This window comes from Pseudarcicella hirudinis (assembly GCF_900115665.1).
In the GTDB taxonomy this organism is placed as follows: domain Bacteria; phylum Bacteroidota; class Bacteroidia; order Cytophagales; family Spirosomataceae; genus Pseudarcicella; species Pseudarcicella hirudinis.
This window is the reverse complement of the sequence record NZ_FOXH01000005.1, coordinates 404,592-421,712: the sequence shown is the minus strand read 5'-3', so window position 1 is coordinate 421,712 and position 17,121 is coordinate 404,592. Positions and strand designations below refer to the sequence as shown.

Sequence of the window (17,121 nt, the reverse complement as noted above, 5' to 3'; positions counted from 1 at the left end):
GGGAAATTGAGTTAAATATTACCGTTTTCAGGGATGAGACAGTGGTATTTGGTGGCTAATTGATTGAACTACTGATAGTTGTGTGGTGTTTTTAGCTTTTGGTATAAATGATGATTTTTGTCATTAGTTAAGTGAAAATAATTTTGTTACAACTATATCCGGGAATCATAGCATTTTGAAAGAAAAAAGCGAAGGGGAATGGTCTTTTGAAAAGAATAGGTTTTGCCGGGACAGAGAAATTTAAAAATGAATGTCAGGAAGGTTGAAAGGAAAAGAAAATACCTCAATTAATAAGCTGATATGTTTTCAGTAAAACAATCAAGCTTACCAATTGAGGTATTTTAAAAGTATATATATTAACCGTTAAATTTTACGGAGATATTGCTTTTAGTAGGTTTACCCGAATTGCCAGGTAGATTCTTGTTCAGAAAATTAAAAACACTATTATAGCAGCAGGCGAGACTCAGGCAAAAGATAAATACAATTACCAACTCGTACTTAGAAAGTATTTTGTTTAAGCTCATATTTTTAAAGTTTAGCAATGGAAAAAAGTCAGATGTCGTTTTAAGGATTAATAGGTAATACTTTATCCGGTTAATGAAATTATTTCTTGGAAAAGTTTAACTTAATGCAAAATTAATACTTTTACTGAAATGTATGTTATAGACAATTAGGTATTTAACCGTTAAATAGGTTATTTTACACTGGCGAGGAATTATTACTTTTTTTGCGTATAATTTGGCGGTGAATACGCAGAAAAGCTTGAGATGAATGCCAAAAAGAGAGGAAAATCCTTAAAAATTGAGTGATAAAAGATGGGTTTATACTCAGAGGCTTCAGTCGGTTTAGTAGAAAATCGGCAAAGTGCTGAAAATATGTAGTAATATTTCAAGAAAACAGAAGCCTGAAATCCGGAAAACGGGATCAGACTTCCGTTTTAATAAAAGATCGGTGTTCTTTTAAAATTTCGGACTCACAAATTCCCAGTCTTTTATATGACTCGGAGTATGTTCCCTTTTCAGAATCATAGAAAGCTGAGTAATGATTTCAGGATGCTGTTCTGCAATATTGTGGCTTTCTGTAACGTCCTTGTTCAGGTCATAAAGTTCCCATTTAGCCTGTCGGTTTTTAATCATATCTCTTTTAACACCTTTCCAGTTTCCGATCCGGATAGCAACCTGACCGCCGTTTTCCGGATATTCCCAATAGATAAACTCATGTTGTTTCTGTTGCTTTTCCTTATTGAGCAGGGTGGGCAAAAAGGAAGTGCCGTCTGTCTGGATTCCTTTGATTCCAAGTAATTCGTTGATAGTCGCCATGAGATCATATTGTACGGAAGCATGATTGGTTACTTTTCCGGCAGGAATCTTAGCAGGCCATCTTGCAATAAACGGTATCCGGATTCCTCCTTCATATACTTCCATTTTCGCACCTTTTAAATCTCCGAGGCTTTTGAAAAACTCCGTATCAACTCCACCCACTGTGGAAGCTCCGTTGTCACTTGAAAACATGATAATGGTATTGTCATCCAGCCCCAGGTTTTTAACAAGTTCAATCACTTCCCCGATTCTCTTATCCATGGTAGTAATCATGGCAGCATAAGTAGATTTCGGGTAACGGACAGGGCAATACCCTTTTTCTCCTAAATAAGGTTTTTCATCAAACCGGCCAATGTATTCCTGAACGGCTTCTTTAGGTGCCTGTAACGATAAATGCGGAGAGGGGAATGGCAGATAAAGGAAAAAAGGGCCTTTTCTATTGTTTCTAACAAAATTCAGAGCTTTTTCGGCGATTTTATTTACTGCGTATTCTTTGCCGATGTAATAGTCGAAGGTGGCATCGGTAATATTATTCTTATCAACTTTACGATGAACTTCTATCGGCGGATTGTTTAGAGTATCCCATTTTCCATTCTCCCATAAATGAGTAGGATAATGATTATGAGCCTGTTTCTGGTCTAAAAAACCATAAAAATAGTCAAATCCCTGTTTGTTGGGATCTCCGGTAGTATTGCTCATTCCCATACCCCATTTTCCGATACAGGCGGTTTTATAGCCTTCTTTCTGGAGAATCTTCCCGATTGTCAGGGCATTTGGATACAGTGGCATCTGCCCCCCTTCGGTTGAATCGGCAAAACCGCCTAATTCATAATTACCCCGGATGTAAGAATGTCCTCCGTGTTTTCCGGTCATAAGCTGACATCTTGAGGGGGCACATACAGGTGTACTGGCATAGTGCTGTGTAAACCGGATTCCTTCTTTGGCAAGCTTGTCAAGATTAGGTGTTCTGATCTTTTGCTGACCATAACAGCCTAATTCACCATAACCCATGTCGTCTGCATAGATGTAAATGATATTGGGCTTAGCTTTCCGGGTCTGCGCTTTCGCTGAAAAAATGGTTGACAATAAGAGCAGAGCCAGAATAGAAATGTTTCTTTTCATGATTAAACAGGTTGGAATGAAAATTCCTGCATATGAATTTCGGGAAGGAAATAAGCCTCCGACTTTTTCCGGTAAAAACACCCAAAAATAAGGAAGAGCTATAATCAAATGTGATAATTTTCAGAGGAATTGAAGCTAAATGCACATAATCGGTCAAACAGGCCAGTTCAACCGATTGTGCATTTCTTGAAAATTTATTGTAAAATGGTTTGCTGAGCTTACTTCTCTGTATGCATTCCCGACTTTCTGAGATTTGTACCCGGTTTATTTTGCAGATCATCGCCTAAATCCTGTCTGGCTTCCTCAGCGAGTTTTTCAAGTTCTGCCACGATTTCCGGGTATTTTTCCTTAACGTCATAACGTTCTCCCGGATCCCTTCTCAGATCATAAAGTGCTTTTGGAAAGGCGAAGTCTTCAGTATTCGGCCCCGGCCAGCCGTCATCTCCCGGCAAATATCCTGCATAAGTTCTTCCGGGATGGTTAAATACCAGTTTCCAATGATCACGTCTTACACCTTCAAGACTATTTTTCCGATAATAGTAATAAAAGGTTTTACGGGGAGTAATTGATTCATTTCCTTTCAGTAATTCTGTCCAGTCAATGCCGTCGATACGATTTTTAGGTAATCTCGCTCCACAAACTTTGGCAATTGTCGGAAGTAAATCCATGTTGCTAAGCAATTTGTTGCAAACCCTTCCGGCAGGTACCTGACCCGGCCAGCGAATGATACAAGGTTCTCTCTGACCGCCCTCAAAAGACGTTCCTTTTCCTTCACGGAATGCCCCCGCAGATCCTGCATGGTTTCCATAATTAAGCCATGGGCCATTGTCGCTTGTGAAAATTACAAGCGTGTTTCTGTCTAAACCATTATCTTTCAGGGCTTTCAGGACTTGTCCGACGGACCAGTCCACTTCCATCATTACATCTCCATACATTCCGACTCCGCTTTTCCCTTTGAATTTGTCAGAAACGCCCAGCGGAACGTGGGGCATCGGGTGTGGAAAATATAAGAAAAACGGCTTGCTTTTGTTTCGGTTGATAAAAGAAACAGCTTTTTCTGTAAGCGTAGTGGTCAGTTTATTCTGATCTGCATGAGTTCTCACTTCTGCCACCCTGTCATTTCCGCTAATCAGCGGAAGAACAGGAAATCTGGACTTTAATCCGGTTGTAGCAGGTTTTCCGTCCGGTTCCACCGGCCACATATCATTTGAATACGGGATTCCGTAAAACTCATCAAAACCGTTCTGTAAAGGCAAAAACTCAGGATGATGACCCAAATGCCATTTGCCAAAAATTCCGGTGGTATATCCTTTTTCTTTTAGTAATTCAGGAATGGTTTCTTCTTCAGGATTTATACCATTATCTGCCCATGACATCAATGCGCCGGTTATGCCTATTCTGTTGGGATAAGTGCCTGTAAGCAAAGCTGCTCTTGAAGCGGAGCAAACTGCCTGAGCCGCAAGGAAATTTGTAAAACGGGTTCCTTCCAGTGCCAGCTGATCCAGATTAGGTGTTTTATACCCTGTTGCTCCATAACAGGATAGATCACCGTAACCCATATCATCCATAAAAATTAACACAACATTCGGAGGCTTTTGCGGGTTAGGAGAGGGTTTCCAGGAACTGCCGGTAGTGATCAGCAAAACGGCAAGAGTCAGTAAGACAATACAGACCTTTATTTTTTTCATAAGTTCATCAGTTTGGATTTCAGAATAAAAAATCGAACCCGGCAAAGGTATTCAAATAAAATCGTTTCTCTGTTTACCTGTCCCGGGGAAAAACGGATAGGAACCATTTAATAACAGAAAAGAGCAATAGCCGGAATATATACTCTGACTATTACTCTTTTTAATAAACTACCGGAAGATTGCGTTCAGAAGCCGTTGCTGTGTTTCAGACGGAAAGCCCTGATAAAAAAGCTTAAACAGATAACGTCTTGCCAAAGGTACTTACCACTACTTCCAGTTTGATTTCCTTATCCGAAGCCGTATTAATCTGCCATTGCATGATATGCTTGCCGGAAGGAAGAGATGGTAAGGTAACATTTGTAATCTCTTTGAGTTTTTTCCTGTTACGATCTGTCAGATAGAGTCTGCCTTTTTCAGCGATCAGGAATTGCCCTTCACTGATTGTCGTTGGAATATTGTATGTTTTCTGGTTCAGGCTGAAAGAGACTCCCGCTGCCAGGCTGTTTTTGTTTCCGGTTAACCTTATTGAAAATTGCAGGGGTTGATTGTCAAATTCATTGAAAACATTGAATTGTTTGCTGGAATCAGGTGCTGCATATAGCATGAAGCGATTCTCTCTGATGACAGATAATGCGAATTTCCCTTTTTCTTTTTCCTCAAGATGAAATTTATAATTCAGGTCTTTTAACAATTTCTTATGTGCAGGGCTGAAAACATTGGCTGCTCTGGCATTTTCCCAGGTTCGGTAAGCTTTGAAAATGGCTTGTTTTTCTGCACTTTTCTCTACAGTTTCCTGACTTAATCCTAACATGTAAGTGGCATTCCAGCCGATGGACTTGGCTTGTAAATTCTCTGCATCGTATAAGCTCCAGGCAGGACTGAAATTGATAATTCCGAATGTGGCCGGGAAATAGTTGCTCTCAAAAACGTAACGCATATCTTTCCCTTCAATCCCCCATTTATTCAGTACTGGGCTAAACATATGGTCACCTCCTCCGACGTTGCAAACGCTCATATAGTGCCAGTTTCCTTCATAAACACAGCTTCCCATTACTCTGAGGTACTGTCCGCCGTTGTTTTTATAACTGTCGAACAGTTTTCTGAAAAATCTTTTAAAAGAATACTGTCCGTGTCCCTGATAAATACAGCTTTCCAGTCCGTCAAAATCAATATAATCCATTTTGCCATCTGTCAGCAGGCGGCCATAATAGTCAGCATAAACCTCTTGAAGGTTCATATCCGGAGCAAAGCCTCTGTAACAGTTAGGCTGAAGTTTAACGATTGTAGTACCTGCCTGATAAGAACCTGCGGTTGTACCATGAAAACCTCTTTTTACACCCAGAAAAGTATAAGGCTGTGTTTTGGTAATACCTGTGTATTCGATTAGTTCCTTCCCGATTTTTAGTACATTGGTATGATTACCTTCCCAACCGCCGAATTCATGAAAATAGCTGGTGTCGGCTACTGTTATGATGCTGTCATTTTCCAGGAGGTTTCGGGTAATATGCGTTCTCATCATAATAGCCAGACTATCATTTGGTGTCGGCGAGACGTCGCTGGTATGAGGCTGAAGAAACTCGCAAAGTGTATGTAAACCATATCTGATGCCATTTTTTTGCATAATTGCCCCAAATTCCGGAATATCAAGTCCGTAATTATTCAGTTGTATTTTCTTTTTGGCCCAGCGGTTAGCGGGGTTGGGATAATATTCTCCCAAACCTTCATCCTGTACCGCATTAAGTCCGAGTTGACTGGCATAAACACTCAGACTGTCATGCGCACCCCACCAGGCGATATCCGGTTTGTAAGCTTTCGGATCTTTGATCCATTTTCCATCTACTTCAGGATGCGGTAATCCTTCATTTAAGACAATTTTTTCAATAGTGGCAAGTCCAAGTGTGTCCGGACAGGCATAGAGAGCGATAGCTGAGCCGATGAAATCTGCATTGGTCGGCACCACAAGCTGGTGTCTGGCTGAATTAAAGCCACCGTCCACGTTATCCGGCAGGACGGGGAAATTGATCATTTGTTCTTTCCGGCGATTTCTCGAATGCATACAGATTGATGAACCAAACTCAGGTTCCAGTAATGCTCCGTTGCCGTAGCACATTCTGAAATATTCTTCCGGCTGGGAATAGAAAGCAATGTCGCTGATACCATCTCCACCGATTTTGAAGGTTTGCCCTTCTTTCAGATGTGGAGGCAGAGGATATTTTTTAGGATCAGGAGAATGGATATAGTAATACATGAAAGACATATCACCGTCGTTAGGCGGACCGCTGGTAGTATTGTCATTCAAACCCAGCATTCCGATGGCAAAATCATCACTGCGTACTACTGAAATGATATCACCGATAGTTTTGGAAATATTGGTTTTATAAGGTCCCCAAACGATATTATCTATTTGTTCGCGATTTGTCAGTGAAACCAGTTCAAATCGCAGGTAGTGCTTTTTTTGCAGTAATTTAACCTTGGCCACAGACCCGTTGGAATAGTTTAACAGTATTTCTCCTTTTTGGGGATTAAAGGAGGCACTTTGCGGTTCAAGGTATTTATTTTGAGAATGCAGGTTTAATAAGGAAGAAGGACGGCCTTTCGGACAATATTCTTTATGCGTTATTTTATCTTTAATTGATGTAATGAATCCTTTTCCATTAATACTGATGGTAGAATAGTTGGTTTTCAGATTGATTTGCCCTCTGAGCGTAGTACTGAAAAGTATGATAGAGATAAGTACAAAGTTTTGAAAGATTTTCATTACCGAAATGTTGAAATGATTGTAAAATGGCCTGAAAATGAATTAAATATTTAAAATTGATTCGACGAATCCGGGCCGGTTTTATGATACTGACTGAAAAAGAAAAAAATACCGGGGAAATACCCTTTCCCCGGCATCTTTATTAAAGGAATGGATCAAATGTTCCTCCCCAGCCCTTTACTTGTTCCAGTTTTGCATTCCTGTCAAGTCTGGCTTTGGGTATCGGATAAATATAATACTGATCTTTCAGTGCCAGATTTATCGGATCACATGTAATAACCTTGTAGGTAAAATTATCATAATTGGTATTAAGATCTGCCATTGGAGCCATGTCAGGAACACCTGGTTTAAGTGTAATTGCCAATCCATGTCTCTGCGGAAGGGCATTAAGCTGATCAAATAATTTCCAGCGACGGATATCATTCCAGCGTTTTCCTTCGAAGCAAAATTCAACAAACCGTTCTTTCTGGTAAGCTATTCTTATTTCAGTCTGGGTTTTTGCAAGAATCCCAAAATTTCCGTCGGTTCCGGCAGAAATATTAGCTCTGTTTCTGACATCTTTCAATACCTGAAGGGCAGTATTGGTTTCACCAACCTCATTGGCACATTCCCCAAGATTCATCAGTACTTCAGTATATCTGATTTCAGGCCAGTCTACAGCAGCATTGTACACATTACCTTTGTCGATATTTTTGTCAATGGCCTTGATCCGGTAAAATCCTGAAGCTGAAGGTAATGTTCCTTCGTCAGTAACCTGATTATGTTTTCCGATGATTCCTTTTACTCCGTTGTAGTCAGTAATATTATTCCAGTAAGTCCACAGATAACTTTTGCTGTCTCTCATTCCTTTCAGGTACTGATTAGGGGAGCCGTTATAGGCAATGTTTGCATAAAAGCGATCATCCCGGTTCATGAAAAATTTACTGTATCCATCTGTACCCGGATTCCAGGAAGAGCCGTCTTTCATCGGAAAGGCATCAACCAGCTCAAGCGATGGGCGATCATATCCGACATCATCTTTAGACCAGTTCAATGGCATCAATCCGCCCTGGAAATAAGTAGCCTGAGGATAATTGTATCTTCTGACCATTACCACTTCTTTATTTAGCTCTACATCCCAGATATCTTTGTACGGGCTAAAAAGACCTTTCCCTTTGCCATCAAGAAAAGTTTTGGCAGCCAGGTTGGCATCGTAAGCTTTTTTCCAGGTAGCAACGCCTCCTAGTCCGTTAAACAGCGGGCTGGCAAAGAAAAGTAATACCCGACCCTTAAAAGCCATTGCGCTGCCTTTATCTATTCTTCCTGGATCGGAAGTTTCGGGAAGTAAAGCGATGGCATCGTCTAAATCCTTGAGTATTTGCGTCACACATTCGGAAGTTTTGTTCCGGGTTTGCGCTAATACGGTAAGGTCTGTTGTCGGAGCTTGTGCTTTGAGTATAAGAGGAACCCCCCCGTAACTGCTGACTAAAGTATTGTAAGCCCAGGCTCTCCAGAATAAAGCTTCTCCTTTAAACTGATCTTTGCTGTTCTGCGCATAAGTTGCAGCATCCAGATTGTCTAAGAAAATATTAATGCTTCGAATGTTTTCGTATTGCTTAAAATTATCTAAAACCTCTATAGTAGCTGTACCATGTAATATAGCATTGAATTGTTTTTCATAGGGTACTCCTTCGTCTGTACCGTTTCCGTTGCCGGAAGGATTACCCGGCATTATGGTTGCATAAAGGTTGTTAATGTATGCATTGGCCACATTCACATCGCTTGAAACAGTCTGTGGATTTACCCCCGCCAGATTCTGTTTGTCAAGTACGCTTTCACAGCTTATCAGAAAGGCTGACAGTGCGACAGAAAAGATTATTTTTATATTCTTTGTCATGCTTTTATCTTTAATTGCCTGAAGATTAGAAATTGATGCTTAAACCTGCGGAAAATGTTTTCATGACAGGATAACTCATAAATTGATACACCTCCGGATCAAAAAACTTGAATTCTGTGATGTTAAAGAGGTTGGTTCCCGACAGGAATATTCTGATGTCCTTCGCTCTTAATTTTTGACTAAACTGAGACGGAAGTCTGTAATTAAGATTCAGGTATTTCATCCGTAGAAAACTTCCGTTATAAGTATTGTATGAGGAAGTCCACTGATATCCTGCGGCATGGGCATTACCCCAGGGTTGCGGTGCAGGAGCTGTTCCATTCGGGTTTTCAGGACTCCAGGCATTTTCATAGTATTTTGGTACTCTGAAACCTCCGCCAAAATTCCTTCCCCAGGCATCGTTATAAGTAACAGTAAAGCCGGCCAGTCCTGCAAACAAGGTTTCGATACTAAAGTTTTTATAAGATAAATTAACCGAGATTCCGTAAGAGATCGGGGCATTTGAGGCTCCGTTATATTTAGAAAGTACTACCTGGTCATATTGATCTACTTTATTGTCCGGAACGCCATTCGGCCCTGACACATCCTGCAGAAGCATGTCTCCCAACTGTGGCGCCACTCCGTTTATGGTATAGCCTTTAGGTAATTTATCCAGGTCAGCCTGGTTTTTAATCACCCCTATCGCATTATAGCCATAGAGGTAGCCGTAAGGTTTACCGTTAGGATCCTGAAATGGAAGGGCATTGGCTGCAACATCTTGTTTGATTACAGTATTTGTGGCATAATTGAAATTACCTTTGATTTCATATCTGAAATTTTTCCCGACAGAATTTTTGTAACCCAGTTCAATTTCAATTCCGTTGGAATTCATGATTCCATAATTTTCTGCAGGCAGAGAGCCTCCGAATTCTGACGGAACGGCAAGTACCCGACGTCCCAGGATGTCATAGGTATGTCTTTGCCAGTATTCCAGGGTCATGTTGACATTTCTGAAAAGCCCTACATCTAAACCAATATTCAGTGATTGAGATTTTTCCCAGGTCAGATTCGGGTTAGGTATTCCTCCGTAAGTGAGGCGGGGGCCCGAGATACCATTTCCGTAATAATAGGAGTTTTTGTCAATATTGTATTGATCCAGCCATTGCCAGCCGCCTATTACATCATTTCCGGTGGTGGCGTAAGAAGCTCTGAGTTTCATGAAATCAACAGATTTCGATGCCATGGCTTTAAAGAAGTTTTCATTGGAAATCACCCAGCCTGCGGATACAGAAGGAAACCATCCCCACCTTTTATCCGGAGCAAATTTTACTGAGCCGTCTCTTCTGACTGAAGCAGAAAAGAGATAACGCTGATCGTATTCATAGTTTAATCTGCCTATGTAGGATAATCTTCCGTCCTGAACTTCCTTTCCGTCGTTTTTCCAGTCAGCATTGTTTCCGCTTGCTGCAAAAAACTGGTCTGTAGTAAAGGCCGGGAAATTATAGCGGTATGCAGAAAAGAAATTGGATTGATATTCATATTGCTCATAAATTCCCTGAACCCCGAATGTATGTTTTCCGATGGTAGTGTCATAAGCTACCTGCATATCAAACTGATAGGAATTAGCTTTGGTATATTCATTTCCTACATATTCCTGTCCCGGATCACCACTTAATACCGGAGTAGGACTTACCAGTTCATTCGTATAGATCAGGTTGTTGGCACCGGTTGTTTTGAAATTATAAAGCAATTGCTTTTTGGCAAATGTTTTGACAAAACTGTTATTGGTATTTTGGCTGTACCATGATTTAAGCGCGAGTCCTTTGATAAACGGTACTTTATACTCCGCCGTAATCAAAGCATCTATCTGCTGATTTTCATTTCTCCAGTATCCACCATTTTTCATCATTTCAATAACATTCCCCAACCAACCCGGATTAACAGGTTTGCCATCAATGTAGCTCGGAACGTTTGTGCCCATATACAGGAGTTTACCCCATAAATTGTTTAAGTCATCAGAACCGTAATCATAGGTGAAATTGAAACGTTCTCTGGTTCCTGTGCTGGTATTTAAGTTAAGCCCTACTGTAAGGTTTTTTACCAGCTCAGCAGAAATGTTTCCGCGAAGGTTGTATTTCTGGTAATTTACGTTAGGCAAAAAACCAGATTCATTAAAATAGGAAGTTCCCAGAAAATATTTGATTTTATCTGTTCCTCCGGAAGCACTCAGATTGATCTGCTGGTTTTTTGGATTCCTGTAAGCGTCGTTGTAAAAGTTTAATCCCTGCGGGTTGGTAGCTTTTACATAGTTTAGCTCTTCATTTGTGATTGATCCGGCTCCGTTTACTGCACGGTGTAACTTTACACTTTCATCCAGTGACAGAAATTGGGGAAGCACTCCGGTTGTCTGAACGCTGGTAAGTGAACTGAAAGAAATGGATGGCTTTCCGGTGCTTCCGGTTTTTGTTCTTACCAGGATTACCCCATTAGAAGAACGGGATCCGTATATAGCTGCTGAAGCTGCATCTTTCAAAATAGATACATCTGCTACCTCATTCGGGGATAAAGCATCAAAACTGACTTTGTCTCTGACTACTCCGTCAATCACGTAAATCGGAGACGTTGCAATCGCCTCACCGGCAGGATCACCGGGATTATACCCCGGAGGAGTACTGAAAGAAGAACGTCCGCGTATTTTGATTCCTGAAGAAATACCCGGAGTACCTGTTTGTGAGCTGATAAAAGTTCCGGACATACGACCTGCCAGAACGTTGGATAAATTTGATGCCGGAATCAACTGAATTTCTTTAGAATTCATTGTCGAGACAGCCCCGGTCATGTTTATTTTTTTCTGGGTGCCATATCCCAGAACAATTACTTCGTCCATGGCATTGATGTAGGCCTTTAGCGTAATAAGGAGACTCGTCTTATTCCCGACTGAAACCTCTTGTTTTTCATATCCGACGAAGCTGACAATCAGAATGGCCTCTTTGGAGGGGATACTTAATTTAAACTGCCCGTTGCCATCGGAGACAGTCCCTTTTAATGTTCCTTTCAGCAGGATATTGACTCCGGGCATAGCATCGCCTTTTTCATCAACCACTTTTCCGGTGATCAGCTGGTCGGAGGATTCATTTTCCGGATAAGTATTCAGGATGGGTTTTACTTCAAGGACAGAAATAGAAGTTTTTCTGAAAAGTGCAATTTGTTTCCCGCTTACTTCATACGAAATATTTAAAGGGATCAGAATTTTGTCAAGCACTTCGCTGAGCCTTTCATTTTTTATATCAAGTGAAAGAGGCTGTACATTTCTGATATCCTGAGGATTGTAAACAAATTTGACATGGGCATTTCGTTCAATCGTTGTAAGCAATTTTTTAAAGGTCTCGTTCGAACTTTGGAGTGAGATTCTCTGATCTAAAACTTCCTGAGCCCTGGTTATATTCGCCTTAGTAATCCCCATGAAAACCAGTGCGATCAATAACTGCATTATTGAAATCTTCATGATAGTGCGGAGGGGTTTTTTATATAAAAATCCAATCATTTTTTTTCAAGTTAAAATTGAATAAATCTTATAGAGTTTTGAGGAAATATCTCATATGTTGAGGTCTTTCCGATAATGATAAGGAGAGCTTCCCTTTTTATATCATATGTATTCTGTTAAATGTGAATGATAAAAGAAATTGAGCCGGCTTCTTTGAATTCAATTATGAGATGGTGAGAATTGTCTTTTGATACTTGTTTTTATTTAATTTTTTGTAAAAAAAATATCAAATTATTTAAGACAGAGGAATAGGAAATTCACTATACGCAGAATTTTGCGCATTTTGCACTATATCATGAAAAATAGGAGGGCAGAGGGATTCCGGAAAGCGAAATTATTCGCAACCGTTACTGTGTATGATAATCTGTGCGTCGGAAATCTCATAACTGGAGTGCGTGACTTTACAGATGAGATTCAGTTTTTCAAAAAGAGATTCATTTTCAAAATTGGCTGTCAGAAAACAGTCCTTCATATTATTGGAGTCGTAGATAATAGTAAGCCCGTATGTACGTTCGAGCTGATCAAATACTTTGCTGATCCGTGTTTCTGAAAAATGCAGTTCTTCGGCCGGAGCTGAATCCAGTTTATCCGGGTGATCTACAATAGATTTGATCAGGCGATCATCATTTTTGGAATAAGAAGCCTGTTGGTTGGGTGTAAGGATTATTCCGGCCAGTTCAACCTGCTGTTTCTCATGTCTTTCTTCCAGATCTTTCAGGGTATAAACTGAGACTTTTCCGGTTTTTACTTCCACTTTTACATCTTTGGCATTTTCGTTGGCTTTTATCATGAAACTTGTGCCGAGTACCTGTGTAGAAATATGACTGGTATAAACCCAGAAAGGGCGTTTAGGATTTTTGGCAATATTAAAAAAGGCCTGGCCTGCCAGATAAACTTCTCTTTTTTTCAGGGTAAAAACCTTTGGATAACGGATTTTACTTTTTGGATATAAGGTGATATTACTGCCGTCCTCCAGTTTGATTTCCTGGGTTTTATCAGAATTATTGGCCTTTTCAATATAATTTTCAATCAGAACCGGACTGATTTTTTCAAGTGTACTCAAACTTTTGTCAGTCAGGGGTTTGAAGAAATAAAAAGCCGTAACTCCCATACCGGCAATGAGAAGAACGGAAGCAGCCCATCTGAATATACTGCTTTTCAGGAATGGTATCCGCTTAGGTTTATGCTCCAGGATAATTTCATCTGCCACAGCATCGAGTTCTGAATTGCCAAGGCTGGTGTCTTTTTCTTCCAGGGCGTACAGAAATGCCCTTGCCAGATTAATTTTTGACTCAAACCCGGGATTTTCAATCATCCACTCCAACCAGAATGCCTCAGCCTGGCTATCACGATATATTATCCACTGACGAAATGATTCGTCACGGGCGAAGTCTTCAAAATTATATTTATGATAATCAATCTTCATTACCGGTGTCCTTTTCAGGGATTCATATTAAGGATGGCGAAAGTCGGTGCCGGATACTTGTTTTTCTGAAAAAAATTAAAAAAATATTTTACCTGTCGAAATCAGATGCAGGAGAAGCACGAATCCAGTCCAGTTTTCCCGGAAAGTTTTAAAGGCAGCCTGTAAATGATTAGAGACTGATTGAGGATTTAATTCCATAATCTGAGCGATTTCATCTCTTTCAAGATTTTGGTAAAAACGCAGATAAATCACCTCTCTTTGCCGTTTAGGAAGCTGGTTTAGTAATTCAGAGACTTTTTGGGTCATTTCTGAAAGGCTTTCCTGTTCAATAATGGTCCATTCCGGGGAGAATTCAATAAAATTCAGGCTATTTTCAATATCAGTGGCAAATTCATCACGAACGATTTTCTGACGAAAGCTTTCCCGCAAAACCTTTTTTCTTACCGAACTTAATAAATAAGCCTTTACGCTTTCCGGAATTGAAATATTATCCCTGCGATTCCATATTTCTATAAAAACCTCCTGTACACAATCTTTGATAAAATCTTCATCTTTAATGAATTTGAAACCATAATTCTGCAAAAGATTGAAATATTTCCTGATCAGTTTTCCCAAAGCCAGTTCACTCCCGTTCTTCAATTGTTCCCACAATTGAATATCAGAAACAGGGGAAGATAATTGAGATAGTTTCACGGAATATTTTTAATGTATATTTACGGGTTTTACAACAATTTTTACCCCGAAAAGAATAAACCAGTCGAGATTTTTTGAAAACCGGTGGAGAATAGTGGTAAGTTCAAATAATTGATGAAGTTTCGAGGATGTTGTTTTTCGTCTTTGAAAACAACATTACATTCACAGACATGTATGTAATAATTCTAAAAACTTTATAAATCTAATTTGTAATTTTCTAGAATAAAAGTAATTCTTACGGGAATAACGAAATAAAAAATGTGCAATCGGTTGTGTATTTGTGCGCAAACGATTGCACTAACAACCACTTCTGCCAAATACTGAAATGAGGAAGAGAAATTAAGACTTATTCTGTTTCTTTACTTATCCGTAACCTTTTTTCTGACCGCTGAATAATCCATATGAAATAGAGCACAGCATTTATACGTTGTGCAGAAATAATGTAATTCAATGCCATTGAAATAAAGTTTTCCGGCTTTGTTTTAACAAAATGGTAAAATTGAAAATGCGGGATATAACAATTCCTGAATGAATTTTGCAAAAATCCTTTCTTTTAACACAAAAATTAAATTTATGAATTTAGTAAAATTACACTTGATTTTGTGCTTGTTGTTTTCATCTGTTCTGGTAAATGCTCAGAAAAAAAAGGTAGTTTTTATCATCGTTGATGGTATTCCGGCAGATGTGATTGAAAAGGCACCTACTCCAAACCTAAGAAAAATTGCGGGAAAAGAAGGTTATACCCGTGCCTATGTAGGAGGAGGCAGAGATACTTATTCGCAGACGCCAACTATTTCTGCAGTAGGTTATAATAGTTTACTGACCGGCACCTGGGTTAATAAACATAATGTCTGGGGTAATGATATTAAAGCACCAAATTATAATTACTGGAATATTTTCAGACTTCTGAGAACTCAGCAGCCACAAAAAAAATTAGCGGTGTTCTCTACCTGGACTGACAACCGTACCAAATTAATCGGAGAGTCACTTGCAGAAGCCGGGAATCTTAAAATGGATTTTATTGCAGATGGTTATGAACTGGATACCGCTGCTTTCCCGCATGATAAACAAAGTATGTATATCCATCACATCGATGAAAAAGTAGCAGATGAAGCAGCAAAATGTATTCAGAAAGATGCACCGGATTTGTCATGGGTTTATCTGGAATATTCTGATGATATGGGACATAAATTCGGTGATAGCGAACAACAGCAAAAAGCAATAGAATATGTTGATAATCAGGTTGGAAGAGTTTGGGATGCTGTTGAATACCGGAAAGATAAATTCAAAGAAGACTGGTTGATTATTATCACAACTGATCATGGAAGAGATGCAAAAACCGGAAAAAACCATGGAGGACAATCTGATCGTGAAAGAACCACCTGGATGGTTACCAATGCAAAGAAACTGAATAAATATTACCATGATTTTGAGCCCGGTATTGTAGATATTATGCCAACAATTGCTGAATTCATGTCCCTGAAAATCCCAAGGGAGCGTGCTGTAGAACTGGATGGTGTATCATTTCTTAATAAAATCTCAATTATTCAGCCAAAGGCTTTTTTAAAGGATGATAATATAGAAGTAAGCTGGAAAGCCCTGGAAAATAAAGGAGATGTAAAGGTTTGGCTGAGTACTGCCAATCATTTTGCAGAAGGAAGAGCAGACACGTATAAATTGCTGGGTACAGTGGCAGCTTCTGAGCAAAAAGCATCATTTAATATCAAAGTAATGCCTTCAGGTTTTTACAAAGTTGTGCTTGAAGGAGCGAATAATATCCTGAATTACTGGATTATTCCGGAGAAAAAATAAGAAAACAAAAACATCGTCAAGTAATCTCAGTTTTACCTAATCGAATATAACTATGGATTTTTCGAGAAGAGCGTTTTTAGATGTGAGTCTCAAAAGTATTTTTATGATCGGAGCGGGAAATATGCTTCAGTCTTTTTCCTCTGATACTTTTAAAATGCCGGCCAGGGAAGATGTAAGATTGCGTTTTGCAGTTGCCTCCGACGGGCATTTCGGACAACCTGAAACTCAGTTTGAGCAGCGACATCTGGAATTGGTTTCCTGGATTAATGGAGAAAAGGCGCAGAGAGGAATAGATTTTACGGTCATAAACGGTGATATTTTTCATGATAATCCGGTATTTCTGCCGCAGGCAAAAAATGTTTTTGACCAATTGGAAATGCCTTATTTTGTTTCTCATGGAAATCATGATAAAGTTGATGAGCCAACCTGGAAGAAAACCTGGGGAATTTCTCTGCATCATTCCTTTAAGAAAAAAGGAACAGCTTTTATGATTTTGAATACTGCTGATGAAGGAGGAAAATATATCTGCCCGGATCTGGAATGGACAAGAAATGAATTGGCAAAATTCAAAAATGAGAAAGAATTATTTGTTTTCATGCATATTACGCCTGTTTCATGGACAAAGAATGCTATCCCATGTCCTGAATTGGTTGAAATGTTTGATAACCAGGCAAATCTGAAAGGCGTCTTTCACGGGCATGACCACGACCAGGATGGGGTAAAGGAAAATAATGGTAAATACTATTTCTTTGATGCCCATTTCGGAGGAAACTGGGGAACTGATTACAGAGGTTACAGAATCGTGGAGATTTTGAAAAACGGAGAAATTCTGACTTACCAGATGAACCCTTCGTCTCAGAAACAGGTAAACTATAATAAGATCGGCTAAGGGTTAGGAATATTT

Annotated in this window: 9 protein-coding genes; 2 read left to right on the top strand and 7 right to left on the bottom strand. The window is 39.6% G+C overall.

From position 1 onward, the window contains the following. Positions 1–959 precede the first annotated feature (959 nt). The 7 genes from BM179_RS11795 to BM179_RS11765 all read right to left on the bottom strand — a co-directional run bounded on the left by BM179_RS11795 (position 960) and on the right by BM179_RS11765 (position 14,405). Positions 960–2,441 (bottom strand): arylsulfatase, encoded by a 1,482-nt coding sequence (locus BM179_RS11795; RefSeq protein ID WP_092017000.1) that lies wholly within the window; start codon positions 2,439–2,441, stop codon positions 960–962. 218 nt (positions 2,442–2,659) lie between these two features. Then, entirely contained in the window at positions 2,660–4,129 is a 1,470-nt protein-coding gene (locus BM179_RS11790) for a sulfatase family protein (RefSeq protein ID WP_092016998.1), read from the bottom strand. 232 nt (positions 4,130–4,361) lie between these two features. Further along, positions 4,362–6,887, bottom strand: a complete 2,526-nt coding sequence (locus BM179_RS11785) for a hypothetical protein (protein ID WP_092016996.1) — start codon at positions 6,885–6,887, stop codon at positions 4,362–4,364. Positions 6,888–7,029: 142 nt separating this feature from the next. Continuing rightward, positions 7,030–8,763 carry a RagB/SusD family nutrient uptake outer membrane protein gene (locus BM179_RS11780; protein ID WP_092016994.1) on the bottom strand — a complete coding sequence of 578 codons (1,734 nt, stop codon included), beginning with the start codon at positions 8,761–8,763 and terminating at the stop codon, positions 7,030–7,032. Positions 8,764–8,788: 25 nt separating this feature from the next. Beyond that, complete coding sequence (locus tag BM179_RS11775) at positions 8,789–12,247, bottom strand: TonB-dependent receptor (protein WP_177219372.1); 3,459 nt, start codon at positions 12,245–12,247, stop codon at positions 8,789–8,791. 373 nt (positions 12,248–12,620) lie between these two features. Then, positions 12,621–13,712 (bottom strand): FecR family protein, encoded by a 1,092-nt coding sequence (locus BM179_RS11770; protein ID WP_092016990.1) that lies wholly within the window; start codon positions 13,710–13,712, stop codon positions 12,621–12,623. A 75-nt stretch (positions 13,713–13,787) separates the two neighbouring features. Then, entirely contained in the window at positions 13,788–14,405 is a 618-nt protein-coding gene (locus tag BM179_RS11765; RefSeq protein WP_092016988.1) for an RNA polymerase sigma factor, read from the bottom strand. Positions 14,406–14,978: 573 nt separating this feature from the next. On the opposite strand from BM179_RS11765, the gene BM179_RS11760 reads away from it, so the two are divergent. Together BM179_RS11760 and BM179_RS11755 are read left to right on the top strand one after the other, a co-directional pair. Then, positions 14,979–16,217, top strand: a complete 1,239-nt coding sequence (locus tag BM179_RS11760) for an alkaline phosphatase family protein (RefSeq protein WP_092017065.1) — start codon at positions 14,979–14,981, stop codon at positions 16,215–16,217. A gap of 52 nt (positions 16,218–16,269) precedes the next feature. Beyond that, a complete protein-coding gene (locus BM179_RS11755; RefSeq protein ID WP_092016986.1) occupies positions 16,270–17,106 on the top strand; it encodes a metallophosphoesterase family protein in 837 nt (278 codons plus the stop codon). Positions 17,107–17,121: the final 15 nt, after the last annotated feature.

Bases quoted from the DNA above. Each gene is read 5' to 3' on its own strand.
- BM179_RS11795 (WP_092017000.1), bottom strand. From the start codon at position 2,441: ATGAAAAGAAACATTTCTATTCTGGCTCTGCTCTTATTGTCAACCATT.
- BM179_RS11790 (WP_092016998.1), bottom strand. From the start codon at position 4,129: ATGAAAAAAATAAAGGTCTGTATTGTCTTACTGACTCTTGCCGTTTTG.
- BM179_RS11785 (WP_092016996.1), bottom strand. From the start codon at position 6,887: ATGAAAATCTTTCAAAACTTTGTACTTATCTCTATCATACTTTTCAGT.
- BM179_RS11780 (WP_092016994.1), bottom strand. From the start codon at position 8,763: ATGACAAAGAATATAAAAATAATCTTTTCTGTCGCACTGTCAGCCTTT.
- BM179_RS11775 (WP_177219372.1), bottom strand. From the start codon at position 12,247: ATGAAGATTTCAATAATGCAGTTATTGATCGCACTGGTTTTCATGGGG.
- BM179_RS11770 (WP_092016990.1), bottom strand. From the start codon at position 13,712: ATGAAGATTGATTATCATAAATATAATTTTGAAGACTTCGCCCGTGAC.
- BM179_RS11760 (WP_092017065.1), top strand. From the start codon at position 14,979: ATGAATTTAGTAAAATTACACTTGATTTTGTGCTTGTTGTTTTCATCT.
- BM179_RS11755 (WP_092016986.1), top strand. From the start codon at position 16,270: ATGGATTTTTCGAGAAGAGCGTTTTTAGATGTGAGTCTCAAAAGTATT.